Consider the following 12,424-nt stretch of genomic DNA (forward strand, 5'->3'; position numbering starts at 1 on the left):
CCTCCGATGTTAGTACTTTTTAAAAGTGTACCACTCCGAAGGTGTTTTATATTGTCTCAAAATTTTAGGTTAGCCCATTTCGTTTTAGAAATGAGGGGTTTCCTAGGGGTGACGATCGTTTGCTTCAAACAAATCGTCTAATGGATTAACCGAGTGACAAGTATTTGACTTCGAGATAATCTTCGATCCCGTAGACGCCACCTTCACGGCCAAGACCACTCTCTTTATAGCCACCAAATGGAGCTTGTGCAGCAGATGGTGCGCCATCGTTCAGCCCAACGATCCCGTATTCGAGTCGTTTTCCGAGCATCAATGCTTCATCGATACGTTCAGAAAACGCGTAAGCCGCAAGTCCGTAAGGTGTATTATTCGCCCGTTCGATGACTTCATCAAGCGTCTCAAAGACAGAGATTGGTGCGAGCGGACCAAACGTCTCTTCCTGCATGCAGAGCATGTCTTCAGTGACATTCGCAAGAACGGTTGGAGTGACGAAGTAGCCGACAGATTCGTCAATCGTACCACCAGTCAGGATCGTTGCCCCTTTTGCGACAGCGTCATCGATGTGTGCTTTAACTTTTGCGACGGCTTTCGCATTGATCAATGGACCAACTGTCGAGTCAGCATCCATCCCGTTACCGACTTGCAGTTCTTTGACGGCTGCTGTGAATTTTTCCGTGAATGCATCGAGGACCGATGCTTGCACGTAGAAACGGTTCGTCGCGACGCAGGCTTGACCACCGTTGCGGAATTTCGAGCGCATCGCACCTTCAACGGCTTTGTCGAGATCCGCATTTTCCGTGACGATGAATGGTGCATGACCACCGAGTTCAAGTGATAGTTTTTTCATCGTATCGGCTGCTTGACGCATGATCAGTTTCCCGACGGCTGTTGAACCTGTGAACGTGATTTTGCGGACACGGGAATCGGCTTGCCAAACACCACTGATTGTTGCTGCGTCACCTGTTAAGACGTTGATGACACCTTTAGGGATACCTGCTTCTTCTGCTAATTCAACGAGGCGAAGTGCCGTAAACGGTGTCTCTTCCGACGGTTTAAGGACGATCGTACAACCCGCTGCAAGAGCCGGTGCAAGTTTACGTGTGATCATCGCTGCCGGGAAGTTCCATGGTGTGATCGCTGCGACGACACCGACTGGTTCTTTTTCGACGAAGAGTCGTTTCCCTGGAACAGAAGCCGGAATCGTTTCACCGTAAATCCGGCGTGCTTCTTCAGCGTACCAACGGACGTATTGATTGCCGTAATCGACTTCGCCGAGTGCTTCGACGTACGGTTTCCCTTGTTCCGTCGTCATGATGCGGGCAAGTTCCTCGCGGTGTTCGTTGATCAAGCGGTACCACGCGTCAACCAGGTTCGCTCGTGTATCTGCTGTTTCGTTTGACCATTTCACGAATGCCTCGCTCGCTGCGTCAACGGAACGTTGTGCGTCTTCCGCTGAACTGGCTGGAACATGTCCGAGTAACGTTTTTGTTGCTGGGTCATAGACCGGAATCGTTTCTGTTGTGTCATACCATTCACCATTAATTAAGTTCTTTTCAATCATCTTGTTGCACCTCCGTGAATTTCATTACGCTCCCTATTAAACACCTCAAGATGAGTGAGCGGAAGTTCCGCTTTGGATGGACAGTCATAACGAAACGGAATGACTTAACAAAGTAGTTAATCGACTGAACAATCGGGAATAGTTAAAATAAATGGGGAATCAAAATGTCAAAATTGATAAAGGGGTCGAAAGAAATGAAAAGGAACTGGATCATTGGCGGTGTGACGCTGAGCCTACTGCTAAGTGGATGTGGGGAGAAAGAAGTCGTCGAAAAGAAGTCTGAAAAACCACGCGAGACACAGCAAAAAAGGCAAGCCTCGCAACAGGCATACATAGAAAAGACGATACAGCGTGCCGAGCGTTACGCTGCCCAGTACGATTATGACCGGGCGATCAAGGTGTTAAAACCAGTCCGTACAAAAGAGACGAATCTGAAAACGGAAGAATACGAACAGAAAAAGCAGACACTTCTGCCTGTGGCAAAACCTGTGCCGCATCTCTTTTTCCATTCATTGATTGCTGATCCAAAACAAGCGTTTGATGGCGACCGAAAGGAAGCAGGATACGACGATTATATGGTGACACAACAGGAGTTCGAACGAATTTTGGATGCATTGTATAAAAACGATTACGTACTCGTCCGACCGACGGATTTAGCAAAAGTAGCGAACGGAAAGATTGTCGAGACACCGATTCGTTTACCGAAAGGAAAACAGCCACTCGTGCTGTCGCAGGATGACGTCAATTATTACGAATACATGGAAGGGGATGGATTTGCGAAGAATTTAAAAGTGAAGGATGGCAAAATCGTCAATACGATGGTCGGAAAACCGGATGGTGCCTATGATCTCGTCCCAATCGTTGATGCGTTCGTCCAGTCGCATCCTGACTTTTCCTATAAAGGAGCAAAAGGATTGCTCGGCATCACAGGCTATAACGGAGTGCTTGGGTATCGTTCTTCTTACAACCAATATGGGCACAATGAAAAGGTCGAAACGGCACGAAAACAAGCGACGCAGACCGCCGTCGCATTAAACAAGGACGGCTGGCAGTTCGCGAGTCATACGTACGGACATATTTGGGTCGGAAAAGAGTCAGTTCCTACGATCCGTGCCGATTTAAAACGCTATAAACAGGACGTAGAACCATTGATTGGAAAAACAACGCAACTGATTTATCCGTACGGCAGTGACGTCGGGGATTGGCACGATTATTCGGGTGAGAAATATCGTTTGCTCATCGATAGTGGTTTCCGTTATTTCTTCAATGTTGATGCAAGTCAACATGCGTGGAAACAAGTTGGTCCCGACTACTTCCGCCAAGCCCGGATCAACGTGGATGGGATTCGTTTACGTCAAGCCGTTGCCGGAAAGACGGATGTACTCGATCCGTTCTTTGATGCGAAAGAGGTCTTTGATCCAGCACGACCGGAACGTAAGTGAATGATTGAAAACTAGTTGAATCCATCGAGTAAAGTAATTAAAACGGTAACGGTTGCGTTCCGTCTTGATCCGTAAAGTGATAGGTCATCGCAAGATTTGCGACGAAGACCGCTTGCCCGGAATAACGGCTCACTTCGTCATCTGCGATCAGCGCTGTGACAGCGCGTCCGATATAGGTCGTTGATTCGGTCGCAGCACTCGCGAAACCGGCGTCAACGACTCGTTCCGTCCGCATAAAACCGGGGCAGAGCGCGATAACGGAGATGGTCGTTTGAGCTAACTCACTTGCCATGACGTGTGTCATCCGATTAATCGTTTGCATTGCTAGATCGTAATAGAGATTCCCGGCTACTTGATCTGGAGTGAATGACGTCAGATTGACGACGAGTGCAGCTGGACTCTGTAGTAGTAACGGCATCGCAGCGCGGATTGTCCACACGTACGCTTTCGGTCCGGCGGACATCATCGCGTCCCAATGTTCCGGTGGTCGCTCCCAAAACCGTCGACCGGTTCCAGACGGTAAGTGGCTTTCTGAACCACCGAACACACAATTGACGAGAAGGTCGATTCGACCATGTCGGTGCTGGATTTGCTGAATCAGACGATCGATATCGTCAAGACTCGTATGGTCACAAGCGACCGGGATGCCAAGTCCGCCGCGAGCCGTGACACCGGCAGCCGTCTCTTCGATCGTCTCGCTTCGATGATCCGTTGTCTGTTCGTTCGTACTCCGTCCCGTGACGTAGACAATCATTCCGGCGTCACCTACCTAAAGCATAGGCGAAGCCACGTCCAGCGCCACGGGAGGCACCAGCGACAAGGGCAATCCGTTTCGAATACGGCATGATGGAACTCCTTTCAAATACGAGAAGACGGATGGGCAGATGCGCATCCGTCTTCTTCTGTTTTAAAACCCTTTGATCGTCATCCCGCCATCAACATAAAGTGTTTGCCCCGTCACGTAGCGGGCAGCGGCAGATGATAAGAAGACAGCTGGACCAACGAGTTCTTCTAATTCACCGACCCGACCGAGTGGTGTCACGTCAACGATATCCTGTAAGTATGCCGGGTCTTTCAGTAAGGGTTCCGTCAGCGGTGTTTTAAAATACCACGGTCCGATCGCATTGACCCGAATGTTTTGGGCTCCCCATTCAAGCGCCAGTACTTTTGTCATCTGAATCATTGCCGCTTTTGTCGTCGCGTATACGACACCGGTCCGTAAGGCGACGTGTCCCGCGACGGAGGCGATGTTCAGAATACTTCCACCTGTCTCCTGCATCCGTTTCCCGACTTCTTGAGCGAAAAAGAAAGCGGATTTCAGATTGGTCTGTTGAATCGTTTCCCACTCGTCTTCCGTTACGTCAAGTGCCTTCGAGCGGATGTTCATTCCGGCGTTGTTGACGAGCCCGTCGATCTGCGGCACTAATTCATAAGCCCGAGCCACCGTCTCGACGACCTGTTTCCGGTCAGTGATATCACACGGGAATATGTATGCTGTTCGACCGAGTCGTTTGATTTGTTGTGCCGTCTCCTGCAAATCTCGTTCCGTTCGGGCGACGAGGATGATGTCGGCACCAGCTTCTGCCATCCCGATGGCGAGCGCACGTCCAATACCACGACCAGCCCCTGTGATGAGAAATGTCTGATCGGTTAACGAAAAACTTGGAAGATACATGATGTCACGTCCTTTTATTGAGAGTCACCCCTTACTCTAATAAAAAATTAACTGAAAAGAAAGAAAAATCATTCCGAGATGGAGTGGAGATGGTAAAATATTGAAAAGGAGGGATGGGATGAAACGTGGTTTAGTTGTGACATTATGTATAGCACTCGTGAGTCTTGTTGCTATTCAATTGGTCGGTACGGAAGTTTACCGCTATTTCTTTTATGATCCGGCAACTTATCAAGCCCGGTTTACAGTTGAAGGTGGAGGAAAAGAGGAAGGGGAACCGACCAAACAAAAGATGGACATTCAAAGCGGGGGATTTGCGGATAAGGATGTATTAGGAGTTGCACCTTTTACGGCGTCGTCGCTCTTGTCATACTACTGATCGTCCTCTTCAGCGTACGATACTTCTTGAAGCGTTGGCGAAAACGACGCAAACGAGAGATCGTAACCGACGATTTAATGGAGCCGCCGCCGCTGTTTACTCCAAAGCGTTCGATGAAACAAACGCTTGTCGGCGAAGAGTCTGAGTCAGAGATTCGCCGTCTGTTACAAACGTTCGATCGGCAACTGACACGACAAAAACGCCGCCGCTCCGAAGAGACGGTCGGCGAATGGTTACAGCGGATTGATGTCACGCTCGATCCATCAATCTATCATCTCGTCCGGTACGGTGAGACACCAGATTCGGCGATTTCACAAGATCAGGTCGAACATCTAAGACATGAACTACAAGTGCATCTTCAACGCGACTGACCGAGTAAATCAAGCAGAATCGCATGGTGGGAAGCGTCTCGTGAGACGAGTGACAATTCGCGGACGACATCAAACCCATCGACCGGTAACGTCTTGATTTCAGGGGATAGTCCGTCTTGGAAAATCTCCGGCAATAGAGCGATACCGAGTCCTGCGCGGATGAAACCGAGGACGCTTGATCCGAATTCCATCTCGTTTTCTGCTTGATAGACAGCACCTCGCTCGATGAACGCGTCCTTTAGGATGTTCGTCGAATCGCAATCAATCGGAAGCGATAGGAAAGAGGCATCTCGAATTTGATCAAACGCTACAGACGTACAACTCGTGAATCGTTCATCGTCTTGATGCACGTAAAGTAAAAAGTTCTCCGTATACAAATGTGTCGTATGATACGGATGGACATGATGTCGATCGTCGAGTAAGACGGCATCGTATCGGCGTTCTTCAAGACCTTGCATCAAATCAATCGTCGTATGCGCTGTCTTCAACTTGAGGTCTGGTGCCGTTGCGTGACGTGAGACGTGACGCGGTAAATACGTCATCGCGACGCTTGGCCATGATCCGAGCGTCAAGGTCGTCCGTTCGTCGATCGTACCAATCCGTCGTTTCATTTGATCAATCCGATCAAGCAGTTCACGACTCTCTTCAAAGACGATTTCGCCTGCAGGCGTCAACGTGACACCATGTGCTGATCGGTGCAACAGCGAGACTTCGAGTGCACTCTCAAGACTCTTGATTTGTTTACTTAACGCCGGTTGCGTCATATGCAGTACTTCACTTGCTCTCGTCAGGCTTCCGGTCTCCGCGGTGACGAGAAATGCTTCCATCCATTCGGTCTTCATTGGTTCACGCTCTTTTCATACAGGTTCTCTAGAACGTACGTCATTTTAGCGACTCTGACAATCAATTTGCATTATCAAATATTCCTCGTTTAGAATATTCTTAATTGGGAATATATAAAGCAAAAAGGTGAACGGATATGAACGAGCGGATGTCCGCACGATTTTCAGCACTCGGAGACGCAACACGACTACAACTCATTGAAGCATTACGAAACGGTCCTCGCTCCGTCAATGAGTTGGCTGAACAACTACAGTTACGCCAACCGCAAACCTCGAAGCATTTGAAGCTGTTGCTTGACGCAGAACTAATCACTGTCGAACGGCAGGCGAATCGTCGCTTGTACAGTCTTCGTCCGGAAGCATTTCAAGAGCTCGTCACGTGGAGTAACTCGCTTGCGCAAATGGAAGCCCGTATGCATCGTCTAGACGCACATTTAAAGAAGATTCAGTCGAACGTGAAGGGAGACGGGACGAATGAAAAAGGAATTGAAGACTTCGATTGATGGGAAGACGCTACGAATGGAATGGACGTGTGAGGCGCCACGAGGTAGCGTCTTTGCCGCATTCACGGAAAAAGAGCAGCTCGAAGCCTGGTGGGGACCGGAAGGCTGGGAGACGACAATCAAGACGTTCGAGTTTAAACCGGATGGCGTTTGGCATTATTGCATGCGGTGTGTCGATCCGGCGCAAGGTGATTTTTATGGCATGGAATCATGGGGGAAAGCAATTTTCAGACATATCGATGCCCCGAACACCTATAGTCATGCCGATTACTTCTCCGACGCGTCAGGTACCATCTCTGAGCATTTACCAGGTAGCGAAAATGTCACGACATTCATTGACCGTGGAGAAACGACCTTGATCGTTTTTGAATCGACTTACGAAACGGAAGCAGCCCTGCAAGAAGTGCTTGGCATGGGAATGAAGGAAGGTTTTACGTCGCAACTGTATCGCCTAGATCACCTATTGACGAAACAGTAAGAAGGAGTCGATGTTTTGGCGCGGAAAATCGGTTTAGCTTTATGTATCCTATTCCTCGTAGGTTGCGGAAAATATACGATGGAAGAGGCAAAGGAGAATGGCGACATCATCGTCCAGAAGGGTGTTGAGAACAGCGACCGATTCGAGTCTTTTTTAAAGAAGACGAAACAAGGTGAATCAGATCAGATTCGTATCACGGCATTTACGACTGAAGGAGATCCGGTGTTGTATGACGTTAAATATGATGGCAAATCGTATCAGTATACGTCCGATTCATCACGTGATCCGTTCGGTACGACAGACGATGATCGTAAAAACGAAATCTGTAAGAGACTCGTCAAGACAAGCGAGAAGGAACAGTCGGTCTATACGTTACGAAAATGCACTGAAGGAACAGATCATGAACTGCTACGGTTGCCAACACCATAATCAAAAAGGATCGTGTCCTGTTGAAATGATCAGCGGGCACGATCCTTTTTTTACAAATCAAGACGACGCAACGCTTCGCGCCAACTCGAAAACCGTTCGATTAACAACGTCAGTGAAGGAGCATGATGGGCACGTGCCCACTTAGCATACTGCTGACTCGTCAGTAGCGGTCCATGTGTTTCTGCAGCTTGTTTGAGTGCTTCTAGGCAGTCTTGGTCAGAAAAGATACCGTTTGAGGTGAGGTGGAAGTGCGTTAAGGCATTTTTCCACGTACCGAATCGGCGGATGATCGTATTGGCACTCATCATCTCAGTATGTAGGTCACGCAGCTCTGTATAGGAGCGAATCGTCATGTTCGTTCCTTTTTGAGCGACATAAAAAGCGACGCTCTCTTCAATAGTCCATCGATTGGCTCGTTTGACAGGTGCAGGACGGTTTAAGACCAGCTGTTCTTTTGAGGAAAGACGGGTAGCATCAATGATTCCTGCACGTTCCAACAGCTGTGTCCAGGAGCCGAATCGAGCATTGATTTCTTCAAGTGACGGATAAGGTAGTTGTGCCGCTAACTTTTGATAGTGGGTAGCTTTCATAGGTGAATGGTGCATTTGATGAAGACCTTGAATCAAGCGGATGATCTTCTCATCCGTTGCTAAGGTAGAAGTGGAAGTCGGATGTTGACGCATGCAAGATATCTCCCTTTTGAATGGTTGGTTCAATTAAAGGCTAGTGTAGCATGAGCGATTTCGAGAACATACTAACAATATCGTAAGGTAGGAAAAACGGAGCATATTCATCTAGAAAATACAGGAGAATCAGGGAGAGAAAGCGAATACAATATTATAGAAGAAAAGAGGGGGAACTGATCAATGACAGAAACACAGACGATTGATACGATGGAAGATATTTTAAAGATGCTCGATGCGCAACTGCGTGAACCAGAACCGTTTTGGGACAAGTTTTATGAAGATCGAACAAAATCCGTTCCTTTTTTCAAGAATGTTCCGGATGAGAATTTAGTCCGTTATGTTGAGCAGGGCTGGATTACCCCGGGGGATGCCCTAGATCTTGGAACAGGTCCTGGGCGAAATGCAATCTACCTCGCAAGGCATGGTTTCTCGGTGACAGGACTGGATCTCTCAACAACCGCGTTAGAATGGGCAACGGAACAAACACAACGCTCAGGACAAGAGGTCGCGTTTCGAAAGCAAGATTTTTTAGCAACGACGGAACAGGATACATATGACTTCATCTATGATTCAGGCTGTTTCCACCATATGGCGCCCCATCGACGTTTGACGTACGTAACGCGCCTAAAAGAGATGTTACGACCGGGTGGATATTTCGGATTGACCTGTTTTGTCGCCGGTGGTCCGCTTGGCGGGTCAACATTGACGGACTGGGAAGTTTATCAAGAGAACAGTCTCCAAGGCGGGCTCGGTTATACGAAAGAGCGATTACGCACCATATTTGATGCGTTCGACGTCATCGAATTAACGGAAATGAAACCCGTCGACAATCCAGATGTATTATTTGGGCATGCTGGACTGTGGACAGGATTATTTCGATTAAAGGATTGATTCGTCCGGCATCCGAGACGTAAACCAGTCTAGAAAGTAGCGGACGTCCTCTTGCGAAACGATCTGTTGCGAATCGTAAGCGGCGAACAGTGACAAAAAACGCGGTTCGTCAGGAAAATAATGAAGCAAGATCGAACGTAGCGTCTCTAGATCGTGGACGAAGCTCAGATCGTCCTCTAAGACGAGATGATAGACACTCCGAACGATTCGCTTCACGATTGAATCCGAATCAAGCTGGGTGACTTGCCCCTTCTCTAGACGTGATAGATCAGACCTCAACTGCTCGGATAGCCCACTGTTTAATGCGAAGCCAAGAGCGCGTGTCGGACGAAAGAACGGAAATCGACTTTGGAGATTTTCACCTGCCAAAAACAAGTTGACGGATTTCAACCAGACACCCCAGCGAAGTACTTCGTCATCCCGTATGACGTTGTCAAGCAGACCGATGTCATAATCGATTTTGGTGACGAATGGATAGTCCGTCAACCAGTCTTCTGTCCGTTCATCTAGCTGATCGTGTTCTTCTTCCGTTAACGGTTCTGTCAAAATCAGTGTAAAATCGAGATCGGATGCAAAGGGACGCGCTGTTCCTTTTGCGACGCTTCCATACAAGTACACTCCATGGAACGCAGATAGGGATTGTACATAGGCGACGACGTCTTGAATCACGGCAAGATATCTAACGGAGATAATCTCGAAGGATGTCGGGTTATCGATATAGCCCTTTTTTGTTCCACGTGTTGTTGGATAGTTCATCTAAGTTCCTCCTTATCCTTCAGGGATCGATTGATAGCGGTACCATTTATTGTATCGCTGCACATATAGAAACATCGTATCATCTTTTTCTTGATTGATGACGGTACCGCTCTTAAGACGAGTTGCCATGCCGTCCTTGAGCGTCTTATCCGACAGCATTTTTTTGATATGTGGTCCAGGAGTTAAGGAAAGTTGAGAGATGGTTACAGACTGATCTATTCGGTAAACGCGGTCGTTCAAGCGGATGACGTCCTGATCTTGTTCAATGGCTTCTGCCGCGATCAGGTCCGTCGTCGAAGTCGTGGTTTCCGGTTGGCATCCGCTGAGGCAAAGCGCAACTAAGCCTATAGTCGCTGACATCTTTTTCACGAAATACACCTCTTTCTCTATTGATATATCGTAATTTACGACATATTCGTTTTATACGATATAAGGAGGAGCATAATGATTTTATCTGACTTTGCAAAAATCTATTATCAACTACATCCACGATTCGAGGAAAACCTATCTCACCAGAGTGTACGTATTTTGCAACACATTCAATTTACGACGAATCCGACGATTAAGCAGATTGCCGAGGCATTTCGCCTCTCACATAATACGACGTCCGAGCACGTCAAAAAGTTGGAGAAATTAGGTTATATCGAAAAAAAACGGAATCCGGAAGATCAACGTCAAGTAACGATCGGTTTAACAAACGAGGGAGATACAATCGTTCGGCGTCATACGGAACTTGATCCTGAACGGTTAAATCAAGTGCTTGCTACGATGTCAAAAACAGACCAACAGGCGATTGAACAGGCATTTCGCTTATTGCGGGAGGCGGCAGATGATTGCTTTTCTCGTTAAGGTGTTTTCGAGCGCATTAGTCATCGGTCTTGTTACCGAAGTGACTGCAGTACTCGCAATGATGGAGTCGACAAATCAAGCATCGATCCGAGTGCTCGAAAAAGCGGGATTGATTCAGGTCGGGAGTGACGATCATTTTATCATGTGGGAACGTATGAAGAGTGTGTAAAGGAAACTTGACAGGTAGTGTGTTATTTACATATAGTGGGACTACGAGGTGAAATCATGAAAAATAAGGTCAAAGAGATGCGCGAAGAACGAGGTTGGTCGCAAGGCGAACTGGCAAAACGATTGAACGTGTCGCGTCAGACGGTCATTTCCATCGAAAAAGAGCGGTATAATCCGTCACTCGACCTCGCGTTTTCACTAGCTGATCTGTTTGAACGGCGAATTGAAGAGATCTTTATACCGAATCGAGTGAATGAGGAGGGAACAGCATGAAGCGATTTAATATATTGTTGGATCTTGCTTTAATTGGAATGGGGATATATATGACGATGGAGATCCCAGAAATGAAAACAATTGGTATCGTTCTGATTTTAGCAGGTATTGCCTCACGCATCACGGCGGTGAGTTTCTCACCGAACCAACCGTATGATGAGCGGCAAAACGAGGTCAAAATACGTAGTGGACATATCGCCTATTTAATTAGTATTGGTTATCTTTACTTGATTTTGGTACTCGTTAATCTGTCGATCATAAAAGACATTCAATTTGCTCTGTTGCTAGCATTAGGAGGGCAAATCCTGTTCTTTCCAATCGTATTAATATTTGTCAATCGACGGATTTGATGAATACAAAAAAGGAATGTGTCTGACACATCCCCTTACTCCATACGTCATCATGAATTCTGACGAATGGTTTCATTCAATTTATGACGGTACGATGTTTGCCAAGACTGCTCGTCCTTCACTAACTCATCACAAAACGCAGCAACATCCTCTCCAGTGAAATCTGTCACTGGTTTTTGCTCGAAGGCGGCTTGTTCCATCAACTCGAGGACGACGGTCAGTACACGATGACTACTTTGCCAACTCGTTAGTCCACCCGTGACATTTAAATAGCGTTGAATCGCTTGATAAGCCTCATAGTAGCGAGGAGGAAGAGATTTAGCCCGCTGCTCCATCGACCGCCATTCTCGTTTAGCTTCCATACTCCCGGTGATCCGCTCGAATATTCTCATCATGTCGTACTCCCTTCTTGTTTTAACTGCTGCAGTTCTTGCATTTTGTCAGATACGAACGCCCATTTTTCCCAAAAGATACGTAAACGATCGTGTCCTGCTTCGTTTAGCTTATAAAATTTTCGAGGAGGTCCTATTGTTGATGCTTTTTTTTCGATATGAACGAGCTGCTGCTTTTCTAAGCGCATCGTGATTGTATAGACTGTACCTTCCACGACATCTGAGAATCCGAGTTGACGTAACTGTTGAGTGATTTCATAACCATAAGTTTCACCGCGGCTGATGATCTCAAGTACACATCCTTCAAGTATACCTTTGAGCAATTCTGTGATATTTTCCAAATTATTCACCTCGATACTTAATAAATCATCTACTTAGTATT

The 12,424-nt window shown here is 47.2% G+C and carries 20 protein-coding genes; 11 read left to right on the forward strand and 9 right to left on the reverse strand.

The window, feature by feature from the left end:
• Window positions 1–145 precede the first annotated feature (145 nt).
• Window positions 146–1,561, reverse strand: coding sequence for an NAD-dependent succinate-semialdehyde dehydrogenase (locus ACRPK8_RS06950; RefSeq protein WP_432237550.1), 1,416 nt, complete (start codon window positions 1,559–1,561; stop codon window positions 146–148).
• Between the two features lie 194 nt (window positions 1,562–1,755).
• On the opposite strand from ACRPK8_RS06950, the gene ACRPK8_RS06955 reads away from it, so the two are divergent.
• Entirely contained in the window at window positions 1,756–3,003 is a 1,248-nt protein-coding gene (locus ACRPK8_RS06955) for a polysaccharide deacetylase family protein (protein ID WP_432237551.1), read from the forward strand.
• 37 nt (window positions 3,004–3,040) lie between these two features.
• Here ACRPK8_RS06955 and ACRPK8_RS06960 read toward each other — a convergent pair whose 3' ends face one another.
• Both ACRPK8_RS06960 and ACRPK8_RS06965 read right to left on the reverse strand, forming a co-directional pair.
• On the reverse strand, window positions 3,041–3,757 hold the full coding sequence (locus ACRPK8_RS06960) for an SDR family NAD(P)-dependent oxidoreductase (protein WP_432237552.1): 717 nt from the start codon (window positions 3,755–3,757) through the stop codon (window positions 3,041–3,043).
• 153 nt (window positions 3,758–3,910) lie between these two features.
• Window positions 3,911–4,678, reverse strand: coding sequence for an SDR family NAD(P)-dependent oxidoreductase (locus tag ACRPK8_RS06965; RefSeq protein ID WP_432237553.1), 768 nt, complete (start codon window positions 4,676–4,678; stop codon window positions 3,911–3,913).
• 118 nt (window positions 4,679–4,796) lie between these two features.
• Here ACRPK8_RS06965 and ACRPK8_RS06970 point away from each other — a divergent pair, with 118 nt between their 5' ends.
• Both ACRPK8_RS06970 and ACRPK8_RS06975 read left to right on the forward strand, forming a co-directional pair.
• A complete protein-coding gene (locus tag ACRPK8_RS06970; protein WP_432237554.1) occupies window positions 4,797–5,054 on the forward strand; it encodes a hypothetical protein in 258 nt (85 codons plus the stop codon).
• A 26-nt stretch (window positions 5,055–5,080) separates the two neighbouring features.
• On the forward strand, window positions 5,081–5,425 hold the full coding sequence (locus ACRPK8_RS06975) for a hypothetical protein (protein ID WP_432237555.1): 345 nt from the start codon (window positions 5,081–5,083) through the stop codon (window positions 5,423–5,425).
• On the opposite strand, the gene ACRPK8_RS06980 is transcribed toward ACRPK8_RS06975, so the two are convergent.
• The gene (locus ACRPK8_RS06980; protein ID WP_432237556.1) at window positions 5,413–6,267 is read right to left on the reverse strand and encodes a LysR family transcriptional regulator; all 855 of its coding nucleotides are present in this window, start codon (window positions 6,265–6,267) and stop codon (window positions 5,413–5,415) included. The genes ACRPK8_RS06975 and ACRPK8_RS06980 overlap by 13 nt on opposite strands.
• Before the next feature lie 137 nt (window positions 6,268–6,404).
• Between ACRPK8_RS06980 and ACRPK8_RS06985 the strand changes: the two genes are divergently transcribed.
• The 3 genes from ACRPK8_RS06985 to ACRPK8_RS06995 are packed head-to-tail and all read left to right on the forward strand — an operon-like array spanning window position 6,405 to window position 7,677.
• Window positions 6,405–6,770, forward strand: a complete 366-nt coding sequence (locus ACRPK8_RS06985) for an ArsR/SmtB family transcription factor (RefSeq protein ID WP_432237557.1) — start codon at window positions 6,405–6,407, stop codon at window positions 6,768–6,770.
• Window positions 6,742–7,248, forward strand: a complete 507-nt coding sequence (locus tag ACRPK8_RS06990; RefSeq protein WP_432237558.1) for an SRPBCC family protein — start codon at window positions 6,742–6,744, stop codon at window positions 7,246–7,248. The genes ACRPK8_RS06985 and ACRPK8_RS06990 overlap by 29 nt, the downstream gene beginning before the upstream one ends.
• A gap of 15 nt (window positions 7,249–7,263) precedes the next feature.
• Window positions 7,264–7,677 carry a DUF4362 domain-containing protein gene (locus tag ACRPK8_RS06995; protein WP_432237559.1) on the forward strand — a complete coding sequence of 138 codons (414 nt, stop codon included), beginning with the start codon at window positions 7,264–7,266 and terminating at the stop codon, window positions 7,675–7,677.
• A 50-nt stretch (window positions 7,678–7,727) separates the two neighbouring features.
• Here the strand turns inward: ACRPK8_RS06995 and ACRPK8_RS07000 are convergent, their stop codons facing one another.
• The gene (locus ACRPK8_RS07000; RefSeq protein WP_432237560.1) at window positions 7,728–8,360 is read right to left on the reverse strand and encodes a homing endonuclease associated repeat-containing protein; all 633 of its coding nucleotides are present in this window, start codon (window positions 8,358–8,360) and stop codon (window positions 7,728–7,730) included.
• 183 nt (window positions 8,361–8,543) lie between these two features.
• Between ACRPK8_RS07000 and ACRPK8_RS07005 the strand changes: the two genes are divergently transcribed.
• Entirely contained in the window at window positions 8,544–9,254 is a 711-nt protein-coding gene (locus ACRPK8_RS07005) for an SAM-dependent methyltransferase (protein ID WP_432237561.1), read from the forward strand.
• On the opposite strand, the gene ACRPK8_RS07010 is transcribed toward ACRPK8_RS07005, so the two are convergent.
• Window positions 9,243–10,010, reverse strand: a complete 768-nt coding sequence (locus ACRPK8_RS07010) for a nucleotidyltransferase domain-containing protein (RefSeq protein WP_432237562.1) — start codon at window positions 10,008–10,010, stop codon at window positions 9,243–9,245. The genes ACRPK8_RS07005 and ACRPK8_RS07010 overlap by 12 nt on opposite strands.
• 12 nt (window positions 10,011–10,022) lie before the next feature.
• Window positions 10,023–10,370: a hypothetical protein gene (locus tag ACRPK8_RS07015; RefSeq protein ID WP_432237563.1), complete on the reverse strand. Its 348-nt coding sequence runs from the start codon at window positions 10,368–10,370 to the stop codon at window positions 10,023–10,025.
• A gap of 84 nt (window positions 10,371–10,454) precedes the next feature.
• Between ACRPK8_RS07015 and ACRPK8_RS07020 the strand changes: the two genes are divergently transcribed.
• The 4 genes from ACRPK8_RS07020 to ACRPK8_RS07035 all read left to right on the forward strand — a co-directional run bounded on the left by ACRPK8_RS07020 (window position 10,455) and on the right by ACRPK8_RS07035 (window position 11,650).
• On the forward strand, window positions 10,455–10,859 hold the full coding sequence (locus ACRPK8_RS07020; protein WP_432237564.1) for a MarR family winged helix-turn-helix transcriptional regulator: 405 nt from the start codon (window positions 10,455–10,457) through the stop codon (window positions 10,857–10,859).
• Window positions 10,840–11,028: a hypothetical protein gene (locus tag ACRPK8_RS07025; RefSeq protein WP_432237565.1), complete on the forward strand. Its 189-nt coding sequence runs from the start codon at window positions 10,840–10,842 to the stop codon at window positions 11,026–11,028. The genes ACRPK8_RS07020 and ACRPK8_RS07025 overlap by 20 nt, the downstream gene beginning before the upstream one ends.
• 56 nt (window positions 11,029–11,084) lie before the next feature.
• Entirely contained in the window at window positions 11,085–11,300 is a 216-nt protein-coding gene (locus ACRPK8_RS07030; protein ID WP_432237566.1) for a helix-turn-helix transcriptional regulator, read from the forward strand.
• Window positions 11,301–11,371: 71 nt separating this feature from the next.
• Window positions 11,372–11,650, forward strand: a complete 279-nt coding sequence (locus ACRPK8_RS07035; protein ID WP_432237567.1) for a hypothetical protein — start codon at window positions 11,372–11,374, stop codon at window positions 11,648–11,650.
• A 50-nt stretch (window positions 11,651–11,700) separates the two neighbouring features.
• Here the strand turns inward: ACRPK8_RS07035 and ACRPK8_RS07040 are convergent, their stop codons facing one another.
• Together ACRPK8_RS07040 and ACRPK8_RS07045 are read right to left on the reverse strand one after the other, a co-directional pair.
• Window positions 11,701–12,012, reverse strand: a complete 312-nt coding sequence (locus ACRPK8_RS07040; protein ID WP_432237568.1) for a DUF1048 domain-containing protein — start codon at window positions 12,010–12,012, stop codon at window positions 11,701–11,703.
• A 29-nt stretch (window positions 12,013–12,041) separates the two neighbouring features.
• Complete coding sequence (locus ACRPK8_RS07045) at window positions 12,042–12,383, reverse strand: PadR family transcriptional regulator (RefSeq protein ID WP_432237738.1); 342 nt, start codon at window positions 12,381–12,383, stop codon at window positions 12,042–12,044.
• Window positions 12,384–12,424: the final 41 nt, after the last annotated feature.

Source organism: Exiguobacterium sp. TDN 0502, from assembly GCF_050846835.1.
Classification (GTDB): domain Bacteria; phylum Bacillota; class Bacilli; order Exiguobacteriales; family Exiguobacteriaceae; genus Exiguobacterium_A.